The 26,822-nt window shown below is 36.1% G+C and carries 23 protein-coding genes and 1 pseudogene; 19 read left to right on the plus strand and 5 right to left on the minus strand.

The features are described 5' to 3' along the window. Positions 1 to 82: 82 nt before the first annotated feature. Positions 83 to 706, plus strand: a complete 624-nt coding sequence (locus tag LpgJCM5343_RS01920; RefSeq protein ID WP_020807793.1) for a hypothetical protein — start codon at positions 83 to 85, stop codon at positions 704 to 706. Between the two features lie 90 nt (positions 707 to 796). On the opposite strand, the pseudogene LpgJCM5343_RS01925 reads toward LpgJCM5343_RS01920, so the two are convergent. From LpgJCM5343_RS01925 to LpgJCM5343_RS01940, 4 genes and pseudogenes are all read right to left on the minus strand, one after another. Further along, a pseudogene (locus tag LpgJCM5343_RS01925) lies at positions 797 to 2,171 on the minus strand (ClC family H(+)/Cl(-) exchange transporter). Between the two features lie 109 nt (positions 2,172 to 2,280). Next, positions 2,281 to 2,568 (minus strand): hypothetical protein, encoded by a 288-nt coding sequence (locus LpgJCM5343_RS01930; protein WP_003649392.1) that lies wholly within the window; start codon positions 2,566 to 2,568, stop codon positions 2,281 to 2,283. Beyond that, a complete protein-coding gene (locus LpgJCM5343_RS01935; protein ID WP_003649391.1) occupies positions 2,555 to 3,085 on the minus strand; it encodes a DUF3990 domain-containing protein in 531 nt (176 codons plus the stop codon). The genes LpgJCM5343_RS01930 and LpgJCM5343_RS01935 overlap by 14 nt, the downstream gene beginning before the upstream one ends. A 153-nt stretch (positions 3,086 to 3,238) precedes the next feature. Beyond that, the gene (locus tag LpgJCM5343_RS01940) at positions 3,239 to 4,231 is read right to left on the minus strand and encodes a GMP reductase (protein ID WP_024273020.1); all 993 of its coding nucleotides are present in this window, start codon (positions 4,229 to 4,231) and stop codon (positions 3,239 to 3,241) included. Between the two features lie 190 nt (positions 4,232 to 4,421). On the opposite strand from LpgJCM5343_RS01940, the gene LpgJCM5343_RS01945 reads away from it, so the two are divergent. The 10 genes from LpgJCM5343_RS01945 to LpgJCM5343_RS01990 all read left to right on the plus strand — a co-directional run bounded on the left by LpgJCM5343_RS01945 (position 4,422) and on the right by LpgJCM5343_RS01990 (position 11,909). Further along, complete coding sequence (locus LpgJCM5343_RS01945; protein WP_003647743.1) at positions 4,422 to 5,711, plus strand: adenylosuccinate synthase; 1,290 nt, start codon at positions 4,422 to 4,424, stop codon at positions 5,709 to 5,711. 3 nt (positions 5,712 to 5,714) lie between these two features. After that, the gene (gene purB, locus LpgJCM5343_RS01950) at positions 5,715 to 7,010 is read left to right on the plus strand and encodes an adenylosuccinate lyase (RefSeq protein ID WP_048685687.1); all 1,296 of its coding nucleotides are present in this window, start codon (positions 5,715 to 5,717) and stop codon (positions 7,008 to 7,010) included. A gap of 77 nt (positions 7,011 to 7,087) precedes the next feature. After that, positions 7,088 to 7,537: a bis(5'-nucleosyl)-tetraphosphatase gene (locus tag LpgJCM5343_RS01955; protein ID WP_003649380.1), complete on the plus strand. Its 450-nt coding sequence runs from the start codon at positions 7,088 to 7,090 to the stop codon at positions 7,535 to 7,537. Positions 7,538 to 7,652: 115 nt separating this feature from the next. Beyond that, on the plus strand, positions 7,653 to 7,952 hold the full coding sequence (locus LpgJCM5343_RS01960; protein ID WP_003652023.1) for a type II toxin-antitoxin system RelB/DinJ family antitoxin: 300 nt from the start codon (positions 7,653 to 7,655) through the stop codon (positions 7,950 to 7,952). Beyond that, the gene (locus LpgJCM5343_RS01965; protein WP_250881820.1) at positions 7,952 to 8,224 is read left to right on the plus strand and encodes an addiction module toxin RelE; all 273 of its coding nucleotides are present in this window, start codon (positions 7,952 to 7,954) and stop codon (positions 8,222 to 8,224) included. The genes LpgJCM5343_RS01960 and LpgJCM5343_RS01965 overlap by 1 nt, the downstream gene beginning before the upstream one ends. A gap of 137 nt (positions 8,225 to 8,361) precedes the next feature. Continuing rightward, on the plus strand, positions 8,362 to 9,549 hold the full coding sequence (locus LpgJCM5343_RS01970; protein WP_113532478.1) for a CoA transferase: 1,188 nt from the start codon (positions 8,362 to 8,364) through the stop codon (positions 9,547 to 9,549). A 186-nt stretch (positions 9,550 to 9,735) separates the two neighbouring features. Further along, the gene (locus LpgJCM5343_RS01975; RefSeq protein ID WP_101890979.1) at positions 9,736 to 10,554 is read left to right on the plus strand and encodes a helix-turn-helix domain-containing protein; all 819 of its coding nucleotides are present in this window, start codon (positions 9,736 to 9,738) and stop codon (positions 10,552 to 10,554) included. 120 nt (positions 10,555 to 10,674) lie between these two features. After that, positions 10,675 to 11,046, plus strand: coding sequence for a hypothetical protein (locus tag LpgJCM5343_RS01980; protein WP_101890980.1), 372 nt, complete (start codon positions 10,675 to 10,677; stop codon positions 11,044 to 11,046). Between the two features lies 1 nt (position 11,047). Further along, positions 11,048 to 11,428, plus strand: coding sequence for a hypothetical protein (locus tag LpgJCM5343_RS01985; RefSeq protein WP_003649370.1), 381 nt, complete (start codon positions 11,048 to 11,050; stop codon positions 11,426 to 11,428). A 16-nt stretch (positions 11,429 to 11,444) separates the two neighbouring features. Then, positions 11,445 to 11,909 carry a hypothetical protein gene (locus tag LpgJCM5343_RS01990; RefSeq protein WP_101890981.1) on the plus strand — a complete coding sequence of 155 codons (465 nt, stop codon included), beginning with the start codon at positions 11,445 to 11,447 and terminating at the stop codon, positions 11,907 to 11,909. A gap of 135 nt (positions 11,910 to 12,044) precedes the next feature. Here the strand turns inward: LpgJCM5343_RS01990 and LpgJCM5343_RS01995 are convergent, their stop codons facing one another. Continuing rightward, on the minus strand, positions 12,045 to 13,976 hold the full coding sequence (locus LpgJCM5343_RS01995; protein WP_101890982.1) for an ABC-F family ATP-binding cassette domain-containing protein: 1,932 nt from the start codon (positions 13,974 to 13,976) through the stop codon (positions 12,045 to 12,047). A gap of 165 nt (positions 13,977 to 14,141) precedes the next feature. Between LpgJCM5343_RS01995 and LpgJCM5343_RS02000 the strand changes: the two genes are divergently transcribed. The 8 genes from LpgJCM5343_RS02000 to LpgJCM5343_RS09585 all read left to right on the plus strand — a co-directional run bounded on the left by LpgJCM5343_RS02000 (position 14,142) and on the right by LpgJCM5343_RS09585 (position 26,585). Beyond that, positions 14,142 to 14,786 (plus strand): redox-sensing transcriptional repressor Rex, encoded by a 645-nt coding sequence (locus tag LpgJCM5343_RS02000; RefSeq protein WP_101890983.1) that lies wholly within the window; start codon positions 14,142 to 14,144, stop codon positions 14,784 to 14,786. 137 nt (positions 14,787 to 14,923) lie between these two features. Beyond that, positions 14,924 to 15,490 (plus strand): LOG family protein, encoded by a 567-nt coding sequence (locus LpgJCM5343_RS02005; protein WP_101890984.1) that lies wholly within the window; start codon positions 14,924 to 14,926, stop codon positions 15,488 to 15,490. A 170-nt stretch (positions 15,491 to 15,660) separates the two neighbouring features. Continuing rightward, the gene (locus LpgJCM5343_RS02010) at positions 15,661 to 16,119 is read left to right on the plus strand and encodes a LytTR family DNA-binding domain-containing protein (protein ID WP_039157380.1); all 459 of its coding nucleotides are present in this window, start codon (positions 15,661 to 15,663) and stop codon (positions 16,117 to 16,119) included. Further along, positions 16,116 to 16,874, plus strand: a complete 759-nt coding sequence (locus LpgJCM5343_RS02015; protein WP_101890985.1) for a LiaF transmembrane domain-containing protein — start codon at positions 16,116 to 16,118, stop codon at positions 16,872 to 16,874. The genes LpgJCM5343_RS02010 and LpgJCM5343_RS02015 overlap by 4 nt, the downstream gene beginning before the upstream one ends. 702 nt (positions 16,875 to 17,576) lie before the next feature. Next, positions 17,577 to 17,861 (plus strand): co-chaperone GroES, encoded by a 285-nt coding sequence (gene groES / locus LpgJCM5343_RS02025; RefSeq protein WP_003647727.1) that lies wholly within the window; start codon positions 17,577 to 17,579, stop codon positions 17,859 to 17,861. Positions 17,862 to 17,892: 31 nt separating this feature from the next. Beyond that, positions 17,893 to 19,524: a chaperonin GroEL gene (groL, locus tag LpgJCM5343_RS02030; RefSeq protein WP_020807874.1), complete on the plus strand. Its 1,632-nt coding sequence runs from the start codon at positions 17,893 to 17,895 to the stop codon at positions 19,522 to 19,524. A 292-nt stretch (positions 19,525 to 19,816) separates the two neighbouring features. Continuing rightward, entirely contained in the window at positions 19,817 to 22,717 is a 2,901-nt protein-coding gene (locus LpgJCM5343_RS09580) for an MBG domain-containing protein (protein ID WP_250881819.1), read from the plus strand. Further along, the gene (locus LpgJCM5343_RS09585; protein WP_252148269.1) at positions 22,692 to 26,585 is read left to right on the plus strand and encodes a Rib/alpha-like domain-containing protein; all 3,894 of its coding nucleotides are present in this window, start codon (positions 22,692 to 22,694) and stop codon (positions 26,583 to 26,585) included. Before LpgJCM5343_RS09580 ends, LpgJCM5343_RS09585 begins: the two co-directional genes overlap by 26 nt. Positions 26,586 to 26,822 lie beyond the last annotated feature (237 nt).

Consider the following 26,822-nt stretch of genomic DNA (forward strand, 5'->3'; position numbering starts at 1 on the left):
CCGCAAGCCCTTATTCTGCCGTTTTATAACGATTGTTGTTATAATAAATACGAAAGATAAATAGTCTTGAGGAGGAATTATTATGAAAGATGAAGTTCAATCTCCACAAGAAGAAACTCCTAACACTTATTGGCGTTGGTTAGTAGAATCATGGCGCTATCCTTTAGGCCACAATCCTGCAGAGAAGTGGTATGGAGTTGTTACCTTATTAGGTGAAGATATTGTATTATTCATTGGTTTAGCAGTGGCAGGTAATTATATTGCTAACCTGTTTGACATGCCATTAGTACATCATGGATCTGGTGCAACTTTCTGGGCAATAGTAATTTTATTTGTTGTTCAGATTATTACAATTCTTTGTTCCATGGTTGGTCACTTATTCGTGTTTGGTAACACAGGTGGCTTTTGGCAGTATGTCAATAAGGTTGCACAAGTAACTAACTGGAACTTCTGGATTGCAATTTGTGCATTCTTTTTCTTAATTTTGAGCTTAAGCTCAGGCTTGCTGGGATTTGGAGAAGGTTTAGTTTGGATTTTCTACGCACTATTTGCATTGGGATCATTTCTTTTAGTTGTCTGCCCAGATCCAGGAACCGAAAAGATGATTCACGACCCATTCTGGGGAGCAGTTATTTACTTAGTAATGGTAGCTGTAGTTTATGCCATTATTTGGGGCATAGCATTAAGTATTTTAATTAACTTGTAGAAGGTTATTATTTCTATATAAAAGGGTGTTGATCATCTTCGCTTATTGCGTTGAATGATCGACACCTTTTGTTTTGAAAATATTTATGAATTATTCTTCTGCATGTTTAACTTTAGGCAAGTTAGATAGCTTGTGATAATTCATCTGAATTCTTAGAGCTGCGTAAATTGGTTTTCCACCTAAGAGATCTAACACAAAGTAAGCGATAAAAGTGGTGATCAGCATTGGAAAAATCTGTTCAACTGAACCTACCATTTCTGTTAAAAGCGTCAGCGCAGTGAAAGGAGCCTTTTCAATAGTACCAAAGTAAGCACACATCGAAGTGACAATAATAATGCCATAGCAGCGCTTTGGCGCAATATTGAAGTGAATCATAAGCACAGCGAATACTACGCCGAGAAGGGCTCCTAAGACTAGAATTGGCATGAAGATACCGCCAGGAACAGATGCCCCATAAGAAATCATTGAAAAAATAAACCGAACGGCGAACCAAACAAGTGGTAATAGTATCAGACTTAAGGCTCCAGTTTGAATACTTTTCATGAAAGTTGGGTCAAATAGACTTGAAATAAAGTCGTGTGAGCCGCCAAGTAGGTTAGCATTCCATAAACCAATTGGAATTACGAGCAGAAGCGGAATAACACTAATGATAAATTGCTGGAATTTTGGTGATCTTTGCATAGACTGGTTTAAGGCTTAAGAGGCAGTATTGATAAAGGTATGCGAGTAAGCCTAAGACTACACCAATAATTGCTACAAACCAATAAGAAGTAAGTGGCAATGACTTGTCTAAAGGAAGATATAGGCAAGGCTGCGTGCCAAAGAAGCAAAGCGTCATTAAGTCAGATGACATGGCAGCAGCTAAGGCAGTCAGGACTTCTTTGGGAGTGAAGTTAAAGGTTATTTCTTCTACTAGGAAGAAGACACCAGCTAGCGGTGCGGAAAATGCGGCGCTTAATCCAGCAGCTATTCCGCATCCCTGGAGTCTTTTAAGGTCATCTGGATCAGCATGGAAGAGATTTTCACCAAAGGCCTGACCAACCATTGCGCCCATTTGAATACAAGGACCTTCTCGTCCTAAGAATAGACCGGGACAAATAGCTAGCAAGCCACCTACAAACTTACGCCATAGAATGCTCCACCAGTTCATTTTATTTTCGTTAAGCATCACAGCTTCAACTTGCGGCACACCGGAACCAGTAATATTACTTAGAACGGGTTTAATAATTTTTCCTAGAATTAGAACGATTGACAAAGTTGCAATGATGTAAGGAATTAGGTAGATCGGTTTTTGCCGCATTAGGGGATAGATAAAGAATAAGAACTTCATTGTGTGGTCGATAATCCACCTAAAGGTACCGACAATTAATCCAGTTATGATCCCGATGATAATTCCCTGTAAGAAGATAAAGAAGAAGTTTGATGTAAACGGCTTAGCTAAGACTTGCTTGGCAGTTTTAATCAATTTTTTCGCCAGCTTTCTAAAAAGTACTTGCTTAATTTAGTTTACATCAATTAGAAGTTAAACTAATAAAAATAACGATAGCTGTGCGCCATCGTTGTTTTTATCAGTATTAATCTGTTGGTAACTTATATAGTTGAGGATTTTGCATTAAATAAAGTTGATTGTTGTCGACCATTAGTCCTTTATGCTCTAAGTTTTCATACATTTCATAGAAATATTGTGGATCTTCTTCATAAAAATAATCCGGTGGAAAACATAGAAAATTATAGACTTTTGATTCTTTAAATAAATTTTCAGCTTTTTCGATCGACATATGATCATTTGCAGCAATTAAAATACTGACTTCCTTAGTAATTGCATTAATAAATGATTCGGTTACGTATTTATTTTTCTTCATAAAAGACACCTCCATATTTTAAACAGTTAATTGAATTTTGAGTTTTAAAGGCCCATTGGTCAGTTAAATTTTCTGGTTTAAGACGAGATATAGCTTTCTCAAAAGATATTGTACCATTAGAATATAGTGCCAATGCTTCCCAGGAATTTGCTCCATCAACTACAGGACCTATAACTAGATCATAATCTGTATTTAAAGCGAAATCGATATTCTTTCTATTTTTTATGATATAGTTTAGCCAATCTTCGCTTACATGATCAAATATTTTGACTCTTAATGAATAGAATTGGTTTGTATCAAATACATATTTAGAAATTAAAATGTTGTACGGATTTTGTTTTAATTTTGAAGAATTAATTTTTATTTTATGTTTGCTCCATTTTGCTGCTTGATTAATATCTGTAGTTAAGTAAAAGCCTTTACCGAAGTCATGTCTTGGTTTTCCCGCATGAATATCTGGTTTTTCTACAATAACGTCATTGCCATGGTACAAAAGATTTGGAATGGAAATTTTCATACTAAATCAACTTTCTAAAAATATATAGAGAAAAAGTTAGTCTCTATATAAATAAGTACGCAAAAAGAAGATGATTTTTTGTATGAAAATTGAATGAATATAAAAACCGAAGTATCCACTTATATGAATACTTCGGTTCTCATGATTTAAATTTTATTTATCGCCATCAAAAATGGAAGATTTTACAATAACATAATCTACTACTCGAATTGCACTCAAGTCTTTACCGCCAGCATATGAAATAGAAGACTGTAAATCTTCCTGCATTTCACGCAAGGTATCTTTAATAGAGCCACGATAAGGAACTAACATTTGCTTTCCTTCAACATTGCGGTAAGCACCTTTTTGAACTTCAGAAGCTGAACCCCAATATTGCTTATATCTCTTGCCATCAATTGTAATTAAGTTGCCAGGAGATTCCTCGTGTCCTGCAAATAGAGATCCAATCATTACCATTGAAGCGCCAAATCGAACAGACTTGGCAATATCCCCGTTGTGGCGAATACCACCGTCAGCAATCAATGGCTTTCTAGCAGCTTTAGAACACATTCTAAGTGCTGCTAATTGCCAGCCTCCGGTACCAAAACCAGTTTTTAACTTAGTGATGCAGGCGCGTCCTGGACCGACACCGACTTTAGTTGCATCAGCTCCGGCATTTTCTAATTCACGAACTGCTTCAGGAGTTGCAATGTTGCCAGCTGTTAAAAATGTATCGGGCAACTTATCTTTAATGTATTTAATCATCTTAATTACATAATCTGAATGCCCGTGAGCTACGTCGATTGTAATATATTCAGGGATGATCTTTTCTTTAGCCAAATAGTCGATAAAATCGTATTCGCTATCTTTAATCCCAACAGAAATTGAAGCAAATAAGCCTTTATCATGCATCATTTTAATAAAATCAGCGCGCTTTTCTGGATAAAAACGGTGCATTACATAGTAGTAGCCGTTTTCCGCTAACCAAATAGCTAAATCATCATCAATTACGCTCTCCATGTTTGCTGGAACAACCGGGATTTTAAATGTTCGGCTTCCAAATTTTACGCTTGTATCGGCCTCTTTACGGCTCTTGATAATGCATTTATTAGGTACAAGTTGGATGTCATCATAATCGAAGGCTTCCATACTAAAGTAATTGCTCATCTAATTTACCTCGTGCTTTTTAAAAACTACATGAGTTAATATACGGGGGTTATGAGGTAAAGTCAAGAGTAAAAATGAATGTTTATTTTATTGATTATTAAAAATGTTCGGAAATTAATTGACTATTAAGATATAGATTGTTAAACTAGTCTTCGGTTTTAAGAAAATGATTTTTATGAGGTGAAATCAAATGACAGCAATAGCAGTTGTAGGTAGTCAATGGGGCGACGAAGGAAAGGGTAAAATTACCGATTTCTTAAGTAAAGATGCAGCAATGGCTGTACGTTCAAATGGTGGTAACAATGCAGGCCACACTATTGAAATTGGTGACAAGACTTTCAAGATGCGCCTAATTCCATCTGGAATTTTTGCTGCTAAGAAGGGTGCTGTAATTGGTAATGGTGTCGTTATCAATCCAGAAGTAATGTTCGGAGAATTAGACAACCTTGAAAAAGAAGGTATCGATATTAGTGGCTTGAAGATTTCTAATCGAGCACATGTAATTATGCCTTACCACATTTTGCAAGATACTTATCAAGAAGAAGCTAAGGGTGACAAGAAGATCGGAACTACCAAGAATGGTATCGGCCCTTGTTACATGGATAAGGCTTCAAGAATTGGTATTCGTGTTTGCGATTTACTTGAAAGAGATACTTTTGAAGAAAAATTACGTACTAATTTAGCTGAAAAGAATGCTTTATTTACTAAGGTTTATAACAAACCTGCTCTTAAGTTTGAAGATATTTTTGAAAAATACCTTGAATACGGTCAAAAGATGAAGAAGTACGTTACTGATACTTCAGTAGTAGTTAATGATGCGTTAGATAAGAATGAAAAAGTCTTATTCGAAGGTGCGCAAGGCGTAATGCTTGATATTGATGAAGGTACTTACCCATACGTAACTTCATCAAACACTATTTCTGGCGGAATTGCTTCTGGTATCGGTATGGGAGCTAACCGTTTGAATACTGTAATTGGTGTCTGCAAGGCTTACACTACTCGTGTTGGTGAAGGTCCATTCCCAACTGAATTATTAGATGAAGTTGGTGATCGCATTCGTGAAACTGCTCATGAATATGGTACTGTTACTGGTCGTCCACGTCGTGTTGGTTGGTTTGACTCAGTAGCTCTTCGTCACGCAAAGCGTGTTGCGGGTATCAATGCTTTAAGCTTGAACTTATTAGATGTATTTTCTGGCTTTGACAAGATTAAGATTGCTACTGCTTATGAACTTGATGGTAAGAAGATTGACTACTACCCAGCAAGCTTGAAAGAATTATACAGATGTAAGCCTGTTTACGAAGAATTACCAGCTTGGGATGAAGATATTACTAATGTAAAGACTTGGGAAGACTTACCAGAAAACGCTAAGAAGTTCTTGAACCGCGTTTCTGAATTAGTTGGTGTTCCTCTAGTTACTGTTTCTGTTGGTCCAGATCGTGAACAAACTATTGTTTTGAAGAATCCTTGGGAAATGTAATTTATGCTAGAACGTTATACTCGTCCCGAAATGGGCAAAATTTGGTCATTAAAAAATAAATATGCTGCTTGGTTAAAGGTTGAGATTGCAGCAACTAATGCTTGGGCAGAGCTTGGTGAAGTTCCTGCTGAAGATGCTAAGAAAATTGCTGATAATGCTTCTTTTACAGTAGAACGCGTTAGTGAATTAGAAGCAATTACGCACCACGATGTTGTTGCTTTTACGAGAACAGTTTCTGAGAGTTTAGGCGAAGAAAAGAAGTGGGTTCACTTTGGCTTAACTTCAACCGACGTTGTGGATACTGCACAAGGCTATATCTTAAAACAAGCTGACGAAATTATTCTTAAAGATTTAGAGACCTTAAAAGAAACAATTGCAGATAGTGCTCGTAAGTATAAGTACACCGTTGAAATGGGAAGAACTCATGGTGTTCAAGCAGAACCAACTACTTTTGGCTTGAAGTTAGCTCGTTGGTATGCAGAAATTAATCGTGACATTGAACGCTTCAAGGCAGCTGCTAAAGATGTTGAATCTGGTAAAATTTCTGGAGCGGTTGGTACTTTTGCCAACGTTCCACCAGCAGTTGAAACTAGCGTTTTGAAGCAACTGGGATTAACTCAGCAACCAGTTACTAGTCAAGTTTTGCCAAGAGACTTACATGCTTACTACATCGCTACGATTGCTTTAATTGCTACAAGTATTGAAAATTGGGCAACAGAAATTCGTGGTTTGCAACGTAGTGAAATTCATGAAGTTGAAGAGCACTTTAGAGCTGGTCAAAAAGGCTCTTCTGCAATGCCTCACAAGCACAATCCAATTGGTTCTGAAAACTTATGCGGTATGGCTCGAGTAATGCGTGGCTTTATGGTGCCAGCTTATGAAGATGTAGCTTTATGGCATGAGAGAGATATTTCTCATTCAAGTGCTGAACGTGTAATTTTACCTGATGCAACAATTGGAATTGATTACATGTTAAACCGGTTTAACCGGATTTTGACTAACTTAGATGTTTTCCCTGAAACAATGCTTAAGAATATGGATCGTACTTATGGTTTGATTTATTCACAACGGGTGCTTTTGAAGTTAATTGATGAAGCAGGTTTGTCACGTGAAAAAGCATATGATATGGTGCAAAAATTGGCTAATAAGTCATGGCAAGAACAGACTTCATTTAGAAAGTTAATTGAAGATAGCGAAGTTATGAACTACTTGTCTGAAGCTGATTTAGATGATGCCTTTGATTATCATTATCACTTGAAGCATGTAGATGAAATTTTTGAAAAATGCGGCTTAGATTAGGATAGAAATAGAAACGTTTTGTTGGATATAATTATGTCTGACAGAACGTTTTTTATTTTGGGGAGAGATATTTGATCATGAAACATGAACATTCAGCAGGTGCAATTATCTGGCGCAAGAAAAATAACGAAATCCAATATTTATTAATTCAAAGTCAGCCTTATAAGCAATTCAAGAGTGCATGGGCTTTTTCAAAAGGACATCTTGAAGCTGGAGAGACAGCGCAAGAAGCTGCAAAACGAGAAATTTTTGAAGAAGTAGGTTTGAAGCCTGAATTTAATTTTGATTTTAGTGAAAGCTATTCATATCAAGTTACTTCAGAAATTGAAAAGACTGTAACTTTATTTTTAGCAAAATACAATCCTGACCAGAAAATAAAACGGCAAGAAAGTGAAATTAGGCAAACTGCTTGGCTAAACTATGAAGATGCGCAGAAAAGAATTAGAGAGCAAAACTTTAAGGAATTCAGTTTCGAAGATCTGTCTTCTATTTTGGAAAAGGCTAATGATTATTTGAATGGACATTGATTTTGAGAATAGAGCCTGATGAGATTCTTTATAATTCAAGTAAGATTATATCTAGTTAAAATTAAATACAATGTATATAAATTGTAGTATAATTTTAGAAAAGGGAGTGATTAATATGGCACATACATATAGTTATCGTGCAGATTCTAAAGATCATGATGAAGTTAAAAGAATTTTAGATAATCTAGGTTTAGATATGTCTACTAGTATTAAAATGTATTTTAAACAAATTATTAGACATAATGGAATTCCCTTTTCAGTAACTAATTCTGATACGCTTACAGAAGATACTAAGAAAGCTCTTTTACTTGCGGAAGCTAAGGATATGGGCTTAATTGAAGACGATACTCCAGCCTTTAAAGATACTAATAAATTGATTAGTTATATGAAAAAACGTGCAAAGGAATTAGAGTAATGTATGAAATAAAAGCCGAAGATACTTTTATTCAGGATGTAAATCGTTGGAGTAAGAAAGTTCCTGAGTTATGGGATGAAATTCAAGCAATAACTTCATATATGCAAGAAACTGGAGAAATACCGGAAGAATATGATCCACATCTTTTAACTAATGAAGAGCTGAATTATGTAGGATATTTTGAGTTTCATTTATATTTGAGGGGAAACTTGACTTGCTTGTTATTCATACAAAAAACAGAAATAAAAAAGTCTTTCGATTGGTTAGACTAGGGTCTCATAATGAATTATTTCATTCTGATTTACGATAATTAAAATTAAAGTCGTTGCTATCAAACGGCTTTTTATTTTGCTCATTTTTATCTAAAATAAGACTTGAATACAGTTAAAACAAGAAAGTGTATATAAAAATGTCAGAACCAAATTATGCCAAGTTAGAAGCAAGCAACCCTCATTTAGATAAAGAGAAGCCATATCCATTAGCAGGAATCTTGGTTGTGGATTTCACCCATGTCTTGTCAGGTCCAACTTGTACAAGAATGCTTGCCGACGCAGGTGCACGGGTAATCCACATTGAGAGAAAAACAGGGGATGATACGCGTCACATGGGACCATACATTGCGGATGGTTCAAGCGAATATTTCAGAATCTGCAATGCAGGAAAAGAATCAATTGCCTTAGATCTGAAAGATCCAAAAGACCATGCCTTAGCTGAAAAAATGATTGCCAAGGCAGATGTAGTTGTAGAAAACTTCCGTCCAGGTGTTATGGCGCGTTTAGGTTTTGATCCAGAAGAAATGGTAAAAAAGTATCCTAAATTGATTTTTGCATCAGTATCTGGCTTTGGACAATACGGACCTTGGTCAAAGCAAGCTGCGTACGACACAATTATTCAAGCTGTTTCGGGATTAATGGATGCTACAGGTGAACCGAACGGTAAACCAACTCGTGTTGGAACTTCAGTTTCTGATGTTGTTGCAGGAATCATGGGTTATAGCGCTATTACCACCGCATTAGTTGCAAGAGAGCGCACTGGAAAAGGAACCACAATAGATGTTTCGATGCTAGATTCCACATTTTCATTAATGGTGCAGGACTTGATGCTTGCTCTTGGGCCACATGAAGTACCACACAGAATTGGTAATCGCCACCCTGACATGTATCCATTCGATACCTTTGATTGTCAAGATCAGCCAATTGCTATTTGTTGTGGTAATGACCACTTATGGAGTTTATTATCTAAGGCATTGGACCATGAAGAATGGATTAATCAAGCAGATTTTAAGACAAATGATTTGCGTGAGAAGAACTGGCAAAAAGTTAAAAATGCAATGCAAGATGTACTTAAGACCAAGCCTGCTGCTGAGTGGGACAAGATCTTACACGAAGCAGGTGTGCCAGCTGGTTTAGTGCTCAATGTGGATAAGACCAGACGCCTTGATCAAATTATTGAGCGCGGGATGGTTAAGACTTTGCCCGATGGAAATGAAGTTTTAGGTTCGCCACTTAAGTATGGAACTTGGAATTCTTATGGATTGCAAAAAGATGCACCGAAATTGAACGAACAAGGTGAGCAGATTCGTAAGGAATTTGAATAAAAATATACATGAAAAAAGATCAAGATTTTCTATTTTTTGAGAATCTTGATCTTTTTCATATGGCGTAAAGATTTTTTTAACATTAGATCTTTATTTCTAGCCTATTCTACTATATTCTAAACTCTACTATTGTTATATAATTAACAAAAAAATTAATAAATTATAAAAATACTAGGAGATGAAATTATGGCAATTGGAGAAGCACTGTATGAAGAGCGACAAAAATTAGGATTAACGCAAGAAAATATGGTGAAGGGAATTATTAACAAAGGGCATTATTCAAAAATTGAACGAGGATTGGAAAATATTTCAATTGATACATTGTTTAGAATTATTTTGAAACACCATATTGATATTAGTGACTTTTTCAATAAAGTGAAAGATACCTATTATACTTTTGAAGATAAAAAAGCTGAAAAACTAAAGCAAAAGATAATGTATGCTTTTAATAATAATCAAAGAGATGAATTAAGAATTTACTTAAATGAAATTTTGGATTTAAAAGAGCATCAGATTTTTAAATATCGAACCGTAATTGCTATTGCATCTTTAGAAAATAATTTAGCTGACTTAAGTCCATCTTTTAAAAGTAAGATAGTTACTAAATTTTCCGAGCATGAAAATTGGTTTGAAAATATTGGAGCATTACAGTTATTTTCTGACTGTATGAAAATATTTACTTTGGAACAGCTAGACTATTTTCTTGGTCAACTATTAAAACATTATCAAAAACATACTTATTCTGAAAGTATGCAAGAAAGAATAGCAATTATTTGCAATAATTATCTTTGCTATTGTTATAAGCAAAAAATAGTTGGAAGTAATATTCAAAATGCATTGAGCTATTTAAAAAATTTAGAACCGATTGGTCATTTTTTACTTTATAAAATATGTTATGATCTATATTTTTATTTATTTGAAGGCAATACAGAAAAAGCAGATGAAATAAAGAAATTACTGATTAATTGTGGATATCAAGACTGTATTGAACGGTGGCAAATTTAGTTGTGTCTGACGCAACTAATTAAGTAAATATGAAGAAAGATGTGATAATTATGAGCAACAAATGATAAATTTTAAGTTGTCATTTGTGAAAATGTAATATTTATGCTTATGGAGGGAAAAATGAAATTTAATCTAAAAAAAATAGTAACTAGTTTATTAATGTTGTCAATCTTAGGTGTTTTTGAAACATCTAAGGTTGATGCGGCTGAAGTAAACACTAGTAGGAGTGAGTCATCAGTGAGTGTAAACCAATACACTCCTTCAAGAATTTGGATTACTTTGGGAGCTTATGATAACAGTCCGACTCATTATTTTGAATATAATGGTTATCGTGGATATTTATCTAGAGTTACTCGTGAAAGGATAGTTGGGAGAGGATCGATGACTTTTTATAGAGGCTACCTATATAGCAGAAATGTACGTAGTATACCTACCCCTTATTCTCGGAATCCACAATTATTGAAAAATGTCTTAAGTTTGGAGGATAAATAAAATGTCAGTGAAAAAATTATTATTAGCAATGCTTTTATCATGTAGTGTAGGAGTAACGTATGTAAATAATACAGCTAAAGCACAAGTAGTATCTCAAAAAAATGAGGTTTCCGTCCAGGTATATGGACCTAGTAAAAATGGACCGTTATATAAATATGTATCCAATGTTTATAGATATAGTGCTTGGCAAGGAGGAGATAATTGGAATTTAGCCAATACTACTCCCGGTAAGGTTTACTATAACGATGGTAAATATAACGGGTATCTATATCGAAAGGGCACTTGGATGGAACATAATTATAGAACTAATAAAACCAGATGGGTGTCAGTATATGGGGGAAATGTTAGGTTAGTAGCATATGGACTTGCTACGAACTATTAAATGTACGAGGACAAATATGAAAAATAAGAAATTAGTTGTGACTGCTTTGGTAGCTTTATTACTTTTAGTAGGCGGTGGAGTATGGTTTTATCATAATCAGACGACTGTCCCTAAAGGCTGGGTTAATCAAAGCTTAATGACTTTGGAAAAATCAGATAATAAACTGAGTAATTCTTTTTATTTGATGTTTGACAAAAATACAGCCTATCTGGCTACACGCTTAGGGGGTAATGAAGAAAGCAAACCTTCAAAATTAAGTAAAGATATTTTAAATGCTTTTTCATTGAAAGAAAATGAACGCCCACAAGCAGGTCAATGGGTAAAATTGGGCAGAGTTAAAACCGAAAAGTTGAAAAATGGTTACAAATTTAAAACGCGTAAAGTAACTTTTATTTTAAAGAAGACTGCTAATGGTGCTTATCAAAGCCAAGATGGTACTTATTGGCAATTTGTTCCAGAAGGAGTGACAGAAAGTAAATAATCAAAATGGATATAAGTGATATTAATATTAACCAATATAAAAAATATGCCTAGTTAGACTAACGAAATCTAATTAGGCATATTTTTATTTATAAGTATTGTAGAAATTGAGTATAGTCAATCTTGATCTTTTACTTTATTCAAATTCATCTAGTGCATCCAAGGCATTTTCCCACTCATTATTTGCCTGGTCTAATTGCTCTTGAACAGCAGATAATTTTTCTTGCAATGGTCCAAGCTTTTCAAATGAAGCGGCAATCTCTGGATTTGCCATCTCAGTTTGAATTTCTTTTTCTTCTGCTTCTAATTTTTCAATCTTAGCTTCAGCATCGCTAACTGCACGTTCTAATTTTCTCTTTTGAGAATCGCGTGCTTTTTGTTCTTGATAAGATAGTTTACCTTTATTTTGACTGGCAGCCGGAGTGGTTTCAGTTTCTGCTTTTTGTGCTTCTGCTTCTTGAGCAGCTGCAGCTTGCTTAGCCTTTTCATCTAGGTAGTAAGAATAGTTACCATTATAGATCTTAGCGTGGCCATCGCGAACAGAAATAATCTTGTTAGCTAACTCATTAATGAAGTAACGGTCGTGAGAAACGAAGAGCAATGTTCCATCGTAATTATCTAGTGCTTCTTCAAGAACTTCTTTAGCTTCAATATCTAAGTGGTTGGTAGGTTCGTCCATTAGTAAGAAGTTATCTTTTTCAAGAGACAAAACGGTCAGAGTCAGCCGCGCTTTTTGACCACCAGATAATTGACCAACTGTCTTATCAATATCTTCGGCAGTGAACAAGAAGGAAGCCAAAATAGATCGGACGTCTTTTTCAGGCATTGTCTTGTGACGATCCCAAATTGTATCAAGAACAGTTTTTGAAGGATCTAAACTTTGGAGTTCTTGATCATAGTAACCAATATCTAAACTTGCACCATATTTAATTGAACCACCTTTTGGTTCAAGCTTTTTCATGATGGTCTTGAGCAAGGTAGACTTACCAATACCGTTAGGTCCGATAATAGCAACTCGGTCATTCTTATTAACTTGGAAGTCGATATCGGAAACCATTACCTTATCTGGATAGCCAATGGTTAGATCTTTAGCGATCAACACTTCCTTACCAGAAGGACGTTCACTAGTGAAGTTAATACGAACTTTTTGCTTGTGCCTAGGTAGCTTGATACGCTCCATCTTGTCCAAAACTTTACGCCGGCTTTGGGCGCGTTTAGTAGTTGAAGCACGAACCAAGTTCTTTTGAATGAACTCTTCTTCTTTTTTGATCTTTTCTTGTTGTTTTTCATAAGCGGCTTCTTGCTGGCTATCCATCAATTCACGTTCTTTAACGTATTGACTGTAATTACCCTTGAAAGTAGTCAGCTTTCCAAAGTTCAGTTCAAAAATTTGATTAGCTAAGTGATCTAAGAAGTACTGGTCGTGAGAAACAGTAATAATTGCGCCTTGATAATTCTTTAGGAACGCTTCTAACCAATCTAAAGTATCTAAGTCAAGGTAGTTAGTAGGTTCGTCAAGCAGCAGTACTGGTGGCTTTTGTAAAAGCAATTTAACAAAGGCAAGTCGTGTCTTTTCACCGCCAGAAAGGGTGCCAATTACCTTATTCCAAGTATTTTCTTTAAAATTAAAACCGTTAAGAATACTCTTAATTTCAGCCTGGTAGGTAAAGCCGCCTTCTTGTTCGAAGTCGTAAGCTAATTGATCATACCGCTTGAGCAAGTCTTCATCTTCGGGATGGTCGGCAATTTGCTCTTGCATTTTAGTGATTTTTTTATTTTTTTCGATTAAGTCATTAAAGACAGTAAGCATTTCATCCCAGATTGTTTTGTCTTCATCGAGGCCATTTTCCTGAGCGATGTAGCCGACTTTTAATCCCTTATTAATAGTAAATTGACCACTAGTTGGTTCTTGTTGACCAGTCATGATCTTTAATAAGGTAGTTTTTCCGGCTCCGTTAGGTCCAACAAGACCGATTCTGGCATTGTCAGGAACCGAGAAAGAAATGTTACTGAAGATAATATTGCCTCCAAAACGTTGTTCGAGGTCTTGAGCTTGTGCAATAATCATAATTATTTTCTCCTAGTGCTTATTTTAACATAGTGAATCTTTTAAATTTTATGAAAATATGACCTTTGTGAAAATTGTTTCTTGATTTATCCTTAAAGAATGCCTATTATTAGTTTGATTAGTAAATATTTCACATTCGTATTTATAAAAGAAAGAGGCCTCTTAATGGATGAAATTAAGATTCCTAAGGCTACTGCCAGACGCTTGCCGCTATATTATCGCTATTTAATCTTTTTAAATGATGAAGGAAAAGAAAAAGTGTCCTCAACTGAACTTGCGGAAGCAGTTCAAGTTGACAGTGCTTCAATTCGTCGTGATTTTTCTTACTTTGGTGCCTTGGGTAAGCGTGGCTATGGCTATGATGTTAAGAACTTGCTTAATTTCTTTAAAAAGATTTTGAACCAAGATACTTTAACTAACGTTGCCTTAGTTGGTGTTGGTAATATGGGACATGCGCTTTTGAATTATAACTTCAAGCGTACTAATAATATCAGAATTAGCGCTGCTTTTGACATTAATCCTGAAATTACTGGAACAATTATGTCAGGTGTGCCTGTTTATGATATGAGTGAAATGAAGAAGCAGCTTCGTGAGCAACAAATTACGATTGCAATCCTTTGTGTACCGCAAACAGCAGCGCAAAGGACTGCCAATGAAATGTTTGATGCCGGAATTAAAGGAATTATGAACTTTACGCCACTTCGTTTATCTGCACCTTCTAGTGTTCGTGTACAAAATGTTGACTTGGCGACTGAACTTCAAACTTTAATCTATTTCTTGGATTCAGATAAAGATAAGAACAAAAAATAATTTACTATTAATATAGCTTTTGCACAAGCTTAACTAGGCTTGTGCATTTTTTATACATTTTTATTTGTAATCAGAGAGAAAATAATTTTAAGATAAATAGGCATAGAATTTTTAAATTTAGAAATAAGGTAGATAAAATGATTAAAAAAATGGCAGTTTATTGTGGTGCACGCTCAGGTAACCGTCCTGAATATGCCAAGGCTGCTTATGAATTTGGTAAAAAAATGGCAGACCACCAGATTGAGCTAGTCTATGGTGGCGGTAAGTATGGTTTAATGCGAGCAGTTGCTGATGGCGTTTTAGAAAATGGCGGTATTGTTCATGGCATTATTACTGAAGAATTAAAAGATCGTGGTGCAGCTTACAATAAGGTGCAAGATTTTCGCGTGGTGCCAAGTATGGATAAGCGCAAAGATACGATGATGAACTTGGCTGATGGGATGGTAGCTCTTCCTGGCAGTATTGGTACTTTAGAAGAAATAAGTCAAGCTATTTCTTGGACTGCAATTGGCGATAATGCTAAGCCCGTTGCTTTTTATAACTATGCTGGCTTTTATGATTATTTAGATAAGTTGTTGAAGCGCATGAATCAGGATGATTTTTTAGAAAATATTTACTTAGATACGGTCTATTTTGGAACTGATTTTGATAAGATTTTGCAGTTTATGGAGGATTATCAGGCTCCGGCTTATCGTGAATATTGATTTATTAAACTAAAGAAGCATAATCTAAATTTCCCCCTCGTATTTAGGTTCATACTTCTTTTTTTGACCACTTAGAACTTTAAAATGACCGCTTAGTCAATTTCACTAGATTTTAATCTTATATTCATGTTTAATATAAATATCAAGAACGAAACAAGGAAGTGAGAATTGTGAAAGTTAAGCTTGAACTTGATCCAGATCAGCAAGAGACAGAAATAACAATTCATGCTAAAAGCTTAACGCCTGAAGTAGAAAGAATATATCATCAACTTCAAACTGATTCAGAACATCCTGATCAAATTGAGGGGATGATGGACAATACTTCTTATTATTTAAGTATTAACGATATTCTCTTTTTTGAAACAGACGCTAAGCAGGTAATGGCGCATACGACGAGGAATGCATATTTTGTTAAGTATAAATTATACGAACTAGAAAACTTATTAAGTGGACAGTTCATGCGAGTATCGAAATCGACTATTTTAAATTTAGATCAGATTTACGCTGTTACTAAATCGATTTCTAATTGTCAGATTAAGTTTCATGATTCCTATAAGACAGTCTATGTTTCAAGAAGATATTACCGAGATTTAAATGAAAGATTAAAAGAGAGAAGGGCATTATCATGAGAAAGGCCAGTTTTGGAAGAATTCTTTGGGGGTTAGGTTTGCTTGCGGCAGCTGCGTTTTTAGTTTTAGATCAGCTCCACTTGATGCCATTAGAATTAGGCTTTTGGGCAATTTTTTGGACAGTAGTCTTTGGAGCAACCTTAATTACTTCTTTAATTAATAAAAGTTTAGGCGGCAGCATTTTTTCACTTGCTTTCCTATTAATCATTTATGCTAAACCACTTCATATTGAAAGTATTGTTCCTTGGACAGTACTTTTAGCAGCGTTCTTAATTTGGGGAGGTTTGAGATTAATCTTCAAAAAAAGCTGGAAGCCGACTGTGATTATTAATGGTGAAAAAGTTAACGCTAATTGGTCAGACTTGAAGGCACCACATAAATTTAAGGCTGAGCATGTATTTTCTGATACGTCTAGTTCAGATAATGATGACAATATTGTGATTAGCGAAAAGTTGTCTTCTACTTCACGTTATGTTCATTCGCAACACTTAGAAACGGTGACTGTGAATGTTTCAATGGGAGATGTTAATGTATATCTTGATTCAGCTAAGCCTGCTGGGGATGAAGTACTTGCTAACATCAATATGTCGATGGGAGATATAAATATTTACATTCCAACTTCTTGGCGAGTTGATGATCAACTTGAACATAAATTTGGTGATTTTACTATTGATGGTGATCAGCCAGCAGAAGGTCCAACATTAGTACTTCAAGGTCGTGCTAATATGGGGGATGTTACTATTAAGAGAGTTTAGAACTAGAAAAGTCGATCAGCTCTAATTTGAAGTAAAAATTAATTTGCTGTAAAATACTTGTAGTAAAGAAATACTTGTAGTATAAAAAAAGAGAGCTACTGAGAATAGCTCTCTGAAGCACAAGCCGCTAAAAGTGCGGTGGCAAAATTATTATTAGCAAACTAAAAAGTCGCTATCAAACTCGGCCAAAAGTTATGGAGCGGCTTTTTTTGTTTGCTTATTTTTTCTTCCACAAATCGTGGATAGCCTTTATGAGCTTTTTTACGGCTTTTACCAACTTGGTCATATCTCGCACCAGCTTTACCAATAACAAGACAATACAATCCAAGAGCCCAATAAAGACATAGACAGCGCCAAATAAGGCAACCATCAAGCAAAGTGTACCTCCTTTCAGTAAGATTCTGAACAATAGCTATTACACCATTGGCATCATCTCCTTAAACGAAAGTACCACCGCATATTTAACTTTTTGTGCTTGTTTAATTTTATCAAAAATTACAGACAATCCATATTGAATTTTTAAATAAATATTAAATAAATTAGCACTTTTTAGCACTCAAGCAAGAAAAGTGCTAATTTTTGTGTCTAAATACTTGCTTTTCTTTTATAAACAAGGTACTATCGTAAATGTAAGTTAGCACTTATGAGATATGAGTGCTAAGTGATGTAATAATAGATTAAATATGTACAGGAGGGACTAACGTGTTACAACCAATCGGTGATCGCGTGATCGTTAAAGTAAAAGACGAAGAAGAAGAAAAAGTTGGAGGCATTGTCCTGGCTTCTAACGCTAAAGAAAAGCCTCAAATGGGCGAAATTATTGCCGTAGGAAATGGTAAGCGTAACGCAAATGGCGACTTAATTCCTATGTCAGTTGCAAAAGGTGAAACAGTATTCTTTGATAAATACTCTGGCACTAACTTGAAATACGAAGGCGAAAAGTACTTAGTACTTCGTGAAAGCGACTTATTAGCTGTCGTTAAGTAATTAAATTAGAAATAAAAGGTGGCATATAAATATGGCTAAAGACATTAAATTTTCTGAAAATGCAAGACGCTCATTATTAAAGGGTGTTGATAAATTAGCAGACACTGTTAAGACAACTTTAGGACCTAAGGGTAGAAATGTTGTTTTGGAAAAGAGCTATGGTGCTCCTGACATTACTAACGATGGTGTTACTATCGCTAAGAGTATTGACTTAGAAGATCACTTTGAAAATATGGGTGCAAAGCTTGTTTCTGAAGCTGCACAAAAGACTAACGATATTGCTGGTGACGGTACTACCACTGCTACTGTTTTAACTCAAGCAATTGTTCGTGAAGGTATGAAGAACGTTACTGCTGGTGCTAACCCAGTTGGTATTCGTCGCGGTATTGAAACTGCTACTAAGGCAGCTGTTGACGAATTACACAAGATCAGTCACAAGGTAAGCACCAAGGATGAAATTGCTCAAGTTGCTTCTGTTTCATCAGCTTCAACTGAAGTTGGTAACTTAATTGCTGACGCAATGGAAAAAGTTGGTCACGATGGTGTTATCACAATTGAAGAATCAAAGGGTATTGATACTGAACTTTCAGTAGTTGAAGGTATGCAATTCGATCGTGGTTACTTATCACAATACATGGTAACTGATAACGATAAGATGGAAGCAGACTTAGACAACCCTTACATTTTAATTACTGACAAGAAGATTTCTAACATTCAAGACATCTTGCCATTATTGCAAGAAATCGTTCAACAAGGTAAGAGTTTGTTAATCATTGCTGACGATGTTGATGGTGAAGCTCTTCCAACTCTTGTTTTGAACAAGATCCGTGGTACTTTCAATGTTGTTGCTGTTAAGGCTCCTGGCTTTGGCGATCGTCGTAAGGCAATGCTTGAAGATATCGCTATTTTAACTGGTGGTACTGTAATTTCTTCAGACTTAGGTCTTGAATTAAAGGACACTAAGATTGATCAATTAGGTAAGGCTGGCAAGGTCACTGTAACTAAGGATTCAACTACTATTGTTGAAGGTGCTGGCTCAAAGGATGCTATTAGTGAACGTGTTGACCAAATTAAGAAGCAAATTGCTGACACTACTTCAGACTTTGACCGTGAGAAGTTACAAGAACGTCTTGCTAAGCTTGCTGGTGGTGTTGCTGTTATCAAGGTTGGTGCTGCTACTGAAACTGAATTAAAGGAAAGAAAGTACAGAATCGAAGATGCCTTGAACGCAACCCGTGCCGCTGTTGAAGAAGGTTACGTTGCTGGTGGTGGTACTGCATTAGTTGATGTTATGAAGTCCATCCAAGGTAATGTTAAGGGCGATAGCCAAGATGCACAAACTGGTGTTAACATCGTTATGAAAGCTTTAGGTGCTCCTGTACGTCAAATTGCTGAAAATGCTGGTAAAGATGGTGCTGTTATCTTAGATCACTTAGAACATGAAGACCCAGAAATTGGTTACAATGCTGCAACTGACAAGTGGGAAAACATGGTTAAGGCTGGTATCATCGACCCAACTAAGGTAACTCGTTCAGCCCTTCAAAATGCTGCTTCAATTGCTGCCTTGTTGTTAACTACTGAAGCTGTCGTTGCTGATGCTCCAGAAGATGACAAGAACCAAGCCCCTGCAGCTCCAAACCCAGGTATGGGAATGGGAATGTAATTTAATTCCTAACAAAAAATAAGAAAGAATTATCATTATGACACTATTAGTTTACTGATAGGCATAATGTAAAAGAATCGAGCAATCGCTGATGGTTGCTCGATTCTTTTTTTATGGGCTTTGTAAGATTAAGGGATATTTCTTTAGGTTGTACGGCAATAAATATAAAAAAGTGAAATCGAATTCAATATTAGTATAGAATTTATAAAAATAAGTGTTATTATATAGTTGTCGATTGAAAACGTTATTTAATTAAGGAAATAACCATTTAGGTCTATTGGAGGTAATTTGTATGAGTAGTAAGATGTTTGGAGATAAACACAACCATTATAGTATTAGAAAACTTTCCGTTGGGGCAGCATCTGTTTTAATTGGTGCCACAATTTACTTGGGAGGGGTAAACGCCCAAGCTGTACGCGCTGATAGTGTTAATGAGGATGCTACTGAACAAGTAGAGAAGAAGGATGAAGCTAATGTTAAGGCAGCAGAAGTAAAGACTACTGAACAAAAGCAAGAAAATAATAAGACATCGGTTTCTGCTACTAATGAAAATGCTAAGCAAAATGTTGCTGAAACTACATCAGATAGCAAAAAGGTTGCATCAAATGGGGATGTTAATGTTATTAAAAACGATGTAACTACTGATGAAGAAGCAGCTACTAAGTCTAGTGTTCAAGCAGATAAAGATGTTAATGCAAATAAGTTGGACACTAATACTGTTTCAGTGAATAAGCTTCAGAGAAATTTTAATGTTGCTGGACTTACTGAGAGCAAGGCTGCTAGTGAGAATGTTGAACAAGAAGCTGAGGAGAGTCCACTTGGTGCACGTTTTATGAACCATGTGAATGAATTTCAATCTCTTAGTGATGTTACAACAACGCGTACAGTAACCTTAAATAAACCACAATCTGCTGGTGGTAGGGAAACTATTACGCAAAAGTTAGGTGGATTTGGCTATCCTGAAGTAACAAAAGCAAGTAATGTATCAACAAACATAACTACGATAAAGTTTGAGTTTACTGTGATGCTAACCCTTAACGGTCAAGGACTGGATACTGGTATTCGTGATTTTTCAACAAATTTAGTCCTTTATAATAACAGCTGGACATTTGCATCTGCGGAAGATGAAGAAAATTATAATAAATTCCTGGCTTTTCAACCATCTGATTATAAGGGAACTTTACCAGCTATTAAGAATAGTGAAATTGCTGTAGATGGATATACTTGGAAGATCACAAGTGCTACTCCAGATGGTGCAGGACTTGGTGCTGAAACATTATCACCATATGCTGGTATTTCACAAAATATCGTTATTGATTATACAAAAGAAGAACACACTGTAACTTACAAATTTAAAGATCCATTTGGTAATCAAGTAGGTAGTTCAGTACCAGTAACCGGTGCAGCTGGTAGCAATCAATCAGTTAGTTTAACTCTTCCAACTGGTTACCAACTTGCGTCAGGAAGCCTTCCAACTAGTGTTACTATCCCTGATAAAGATAAAAGTATTTCAATTCCTGTAAAACATCAACTTACAATCACTCTTTTAGGTGAAAGCACATTTAATTATGCGGATGATAACTGGAAAAATTTAGTTGAAACTAATGAACTTCCGGCTAGTGGCTATGATATTAGGTTTAATGATGTTAACGCTAGAGTACAACTGTCTAATGGCGATGTAACGTATAATGAAAATAGAAATGCTGGAACTTATACAGTTAGTCTAACCGAAAAGGGTCTTAATCACATTAAGGGTCAATTTCATGATAAGTTCATTTATCCAGATCTTAAGGATGTCAAAAGTGAGGCCAAGTTTATTATAGATAAAGGAAATAAAACAATTTCTCTTATGGGAGGAGATACAAAGGTATTTGATAATACTTCTACTCTTCCAGATCAAGGTACTTTCTATTCGGGACTAGGTCTTGCGGATAATGATCAAGGTAGAATATCAGTTTACAATTCAGATGGCACTCTTAGAACAATTCAATTAACACCAGCTGATGTAGAATTTTGGTTTAATGGACATAAAATCGATAAAGACCAAGCTAAAAATGTTGGAACGTATAATCTTCGTTTAACTGATGACTTTATTAATAAAGTTAAAGCTGCTGATGGTAATAATGGAAATAACTATGAGTGGGCTTATGGAACGCACACGCCTACTGGTAGTGATACTTACACTGCTGACTATGTAATTTATCAAGCAACCGGTAAAGCTAACTTAAGCGGTAACAATTCTAAACTTTATGATGGCAATGCTGTAACTACTGCTGATGTCAATAAGGATGGGAAGATTACTATTGATTTAACTTTACCAGTCTATAAACAAGCTGATGAACCAGGTGATGTGCCTCAATTATTGAGAACCGTTCCTTTAGGTAAGTACACACTCCAAGATGGTGACTACACTTGGAACACTACTGATGGTTCTGCACCAACTAAAGGTGGTTCCTACACAATTAGTTTGAATAAGGATAAGATTTTATCTCATTTGCAAGATCGTTTAAAGACTTTAGCAGGTGTTGGTACTGATCCTGATTCAGAAGATCCAGATAATCCTACTCCTATGGATAATGTTACTGTTTCAGCTGAAGATCTTGCTGGTACAGCAAACTATGATATTAATACTAGCGTTTCTTATCAATTCATTGATAATGATAACAATGATAGTAAAGTTGGTGCTCCTGTAGTTGTAACGGGACTTAATGGTGAATCAAAGGATGTTAGCTTAGTTGTACCAGAAGGTTATGAACTTGTAGATGTATTACCAACTAAAGCAACTTTTGGTGATATTAATCGAACTATTAGAATTAATTTGAAGCATAAGAAAACATCAGTTGATGGCAGAGATCATAAAGATGATAATGACATTTATCGTACAGTAACTCGTACCATTACAGTTAATATTGAAGGACAACCTACACAAGTTATATCTCAAAAAGTTTCACTATATAGAATCAAGACAGTTGATGAAGCTTTAAAGGCAGCAGGTAAGCCAGAATCTGAGTACACAACTTACAGTGCTTGGACTTCAAATATGTCTGATGGATCAACTTCATTTGCAACAGTATCAGTACCAGCAGATGGAAACGGTTATGTTCGTTCAATTACTGGTGGCACAATTGAAAAGGATAAAGTTACAGAACAATCAGCTTTAAACAACGGTGAACCAGCCAAGGATAACTGTTAACTATGCAAAGGCTGAGCAATCTACAACTGTAACTTACGTTGATAAAGATGGTAATGAAATTAAGATGCCAGATGGTCAGCCAGTAGCAGGGAGTCACTATGAAATTTCAGGTAAGACTGGAGACACAGTTAATACTGATGTAAAAGACAAAGTACCAGCAGGCTGGGAGATTATTCCAGGAACTAAGTATCCAACTACAGTAACGTTTGGCTCAACTCCAACTAGTCCAATTAAAGTTAAAGTAGAGCACAAGATTACTAAAACTGATGGCAGAAATCACAAAGATAAGCAAGATTTGTACCGTGAAGTCACTAGAACAATTTTAATGAATGTTCCAAATGCAACGAGTCAAGGTAAAGAAACTGAAACTTTGAGTTTCTACAGAATTATGACCCATGATGAAGTAACTGGTGATAATACTTACAGTGAATGGAAATCAGATGTAGCAGGTGATAAGACTGCCTTTGATGAATTTGATGTTTCAAAGACTAATGATGGTAAAGAAATCGCTGCTGGTTATACTCCAACTTCAAGAGATGTAACGTTAGAAGCTAAGAACGGCGACAAATTTGTACCAAGTCAATCAGCCTTGAAGAATGGGGTTCCAGCAGATAGTTTCATTGTTGAAGTTGCTTACACACCAAATGCACAAAAGACAACAGTAACTTATGTTGATGAAAGTGGTAATGAAATTACCAATCCAGATGGTAGCGTAATTCCTGGTAGTCACTATGATTTAACTGGTGTAACAAATAAGAAAGTTGATACTAATATTCAGAAGAATGTACCAACTAATTGGCATATTACTGATCCAGAAGTTCCAGCAACTATTACCTTTGGCGCAGATGGTCATACTCCAATCACAGTTCACGTAGCTCACAACACTAAGCCTGTGGATAAGAATGATGTTCCAGATGGTTACACTAAAGATAATTTTGTTAAAGAGATTAAACGCTCAATTACTGCTAAGGAGCCAACTGGTGATGTTGATCTAAGTCAAACAACTGAATTGACGAGAACTGGAACTTATGACGAAGTAACTAAGAAGGTTATTTCTTATGGCAACTGGACAACTGGTAGCTTTGATGAAGTTACAGCTCCAGAAGTTGCAGGTTACACACCAAGTCAAGCTAAAGTTGATAGAGCTGATGTAACAGTAGATAGTAAGTTTGATCCAACTGTTATTACATATGCACCAAATGCACAGAAGACAACAGTAACTTACGTCGATAAAAATGGTAAGGAAATTACCAACCCAGATGGCAGTGTAATTCCTGGCAGTCACTATGATGTAACTGGTGTAACAAATAAGAAAGTTGATACTAATATTCAGAAGAATGTACCAACTAATTGGCATATTACTGATCCAGAAGTTCCAGCAACTATTACTTTCGGTTCAGATGGATATCCTGCAATTACAGTTCATGTAGCTCACAACATTAAGACTGTGGATAAGAATGATGTTCCAGATAACTACAAGGAAAGTGACTTTAGTAAGACCATTAATCGTACAATTACTGCTAAGGAGCCAACTGGTGATGTTGATCTAAGTCAAACAACTGAATTGACGAGAACTGGAACTTATGACGAAGTAACTAAGAAGGTTATTTCTTATGGCAACTGGACAACTGGTAGCTTTGATGAAGTTACAGCTCCAGAAGTTGCAGGTTACACACCAAGTCAAGCTAAAGTTGATGGAGCTGATGTAACAGTAGATAGTAAGTTTGATCCAACTGTTATTACATATGCACCAAATGCACAGAAGACAACAGTAACTTACGTCGATAAAAACGGTAAGGAAATTACCAACCCAGATGGTGGTGCAATCACTGGCAGCCATTACGATGTAGATGGTGTAACTGGTCAAAAAGATATTCCAACTAACATCGAAAAGAATGTTCCAACAAATTGGCACATTACTGATAAGACTATTCCAGGAACTATTAGCTTTGGTCCAAATGGACATGATCCAATTAAAGTTCATGTAGCTCACAACACTAAGCCAGCTGATAAAGATAATGTACCAGATGGCTACAAGAGGGAAGACTTTGATAAGACTGTAACTCGTACAATTACTGCCAAAGAACCAAGTGGCGATGTTGATCTAAGTCAACATGTTGAATTAACAAGAACTGGTACTTACGATGAAGTAACTAAAGAAGTTACATACAACCCTTGGACTACTAGCAGCTTTGTTGAAGTAACTGCTCCAGAAGTAGCTGGTTATACTCCAAGTCAAGCTAAGGTTGATGGTGTTAAAGTAACTGCAGATAGTAACTTTGATCCAGTTGTGATTACTTATGTTGAAGATCCAATTGGTCAAGACATCACAGTAAAGAAGGGTGACACCCCATCACCAGAAGATGGCGTTAAGAATCATGGTGACTTAGACAAGGTCACTGATCCAAAGCATCCAGATGCTAAGACAACCTACACTTGGAAGAAGACGCCAGACACAAGCGTTCCAGGTAATGTCCCAGCAACAGTGATTGTTCATTACCCAGATGGTTCTAATAAGCCAGTTGATATTACAGTTCATGTTATAGATGAAACTCCAATACCAACCAAGGACCCAGATCCAATTGGCCAAGACATCACAGTAAAGAAGGGCGACACCCCATCACCAGAAGATGGCGTTAAGAATCATGGTGACTTAGACAAGGTCGCTGATCCAAAGCATCCAGATGCTAAGACAACCTACACTTGGAAGAAGACGCCAGACACAAGCGTCGCAGGAGATGTCCCAGCAACAGTGATCGTTCACTACCCAGATGGTTCTAATAAGCCAGTTGATATCACTATTCACGTTGTAGATGACACTCCAGTAGTACCAACTAAGAATCCAGATCCAATTGGTCAAGATATCACAGTGAAGAAGGGCGACACTCCAGATCCAGAAGATGGGGTTAAGAACCACGGTGATTTAGATAAGATCACAGATCCAAAGCACCCAGGCACTAAGACAACCTACACTTGGAAGAAGACGCCAGACACAAGCGTCGCAGGAGATGTCCCAGCAACAGTGATCGTTCACTACCCAGACGGTTCTAATAAGCCAGTTGATATTACTGTCCATGTTGTAGATGACACTCCAGTAGTACCAACCAAGAATCCAGATCCAATTGGTCAAGATATCACAGTAAAGAAGGGTGACACCCCATCACCAGAAGATGGGGTTAAGAACCACGGTGATTTAGATAAGATCACAGATCCAAAGCACCCAGGCACTAAGACAACCTACACCTGGAAGAAGACTCCAGATACAAGCGTCGCAGGCGATGTCCCAGCAACAGTAGTTGTTCACTACCCAGATGGTTCTGAAAAGACAGTTGATATCACAGTTCATGTTGTTGACGATACTACAGTAGTACCAACAAAGAACCCAGATCCAACTGGTCAAGATATTCATACTCCACAAGGTAAGGTTCCAACTCCTGAATCAGCTATTACTAACAAGGACAAGATGCCAGATGGAACTAAGTACACTTGGAAGGAAATCCCAGATGTTAATACTTTAGGTAAGCATCCTAGTGTAGTTGTTGTAACTTACCCAGATGGAACTGCTGTTGAAGTGAAAGTTAATGTCTTTGTCGACGGCACTCCAGAAGCAAAGAAAGAAACTAAAGCTCCAGTAGTTAAGAAACATGTTGTTGAACCAACAAAAGTTGAAACAAGACAAAAGTTGGTTAATAATTACGTGGCTCCTCGTGCAGTAGAAGTTCAAAGAGCTCAAGCTAAAGGTAAGCGTCAATTACCACAAACTGGTGCTAAAGAAAATATTGCAAGTGAAGTACTAGGCATGCTTTCAGTAGGCTTAGGTGCATTGACTGCAGGATTTGCTTCAAAGCGTCGTAAGAAGAATAGATAGTTTTTAGGATAACTAATTAAAAACACTCCATGATTTTTCAGAAATCACGGGGTGTTTTTGCGTAGAAAAAACATAAAATTTTAATTTAAAAATAATTTTGCATGATATAATTTAATAAAAATATTATCTTAGGAGGATGAAAAAATGATCATGGTAGTAACAAACGCTCATCAAAATGTACAAATCACTAGATAATAGATGAGCGGAACTTAATTAAATTTCATTTTGTTAAATCCG

It is taken from the genome of Lactobacillus paragasseri (genome assembly GCF_003584685.1).
GTDB lineage: Bacteria > Bacillota > Bacilli > Lactobacillales > Lactobacillaceae > Lactobacillus > Lactobacillus paragasseri.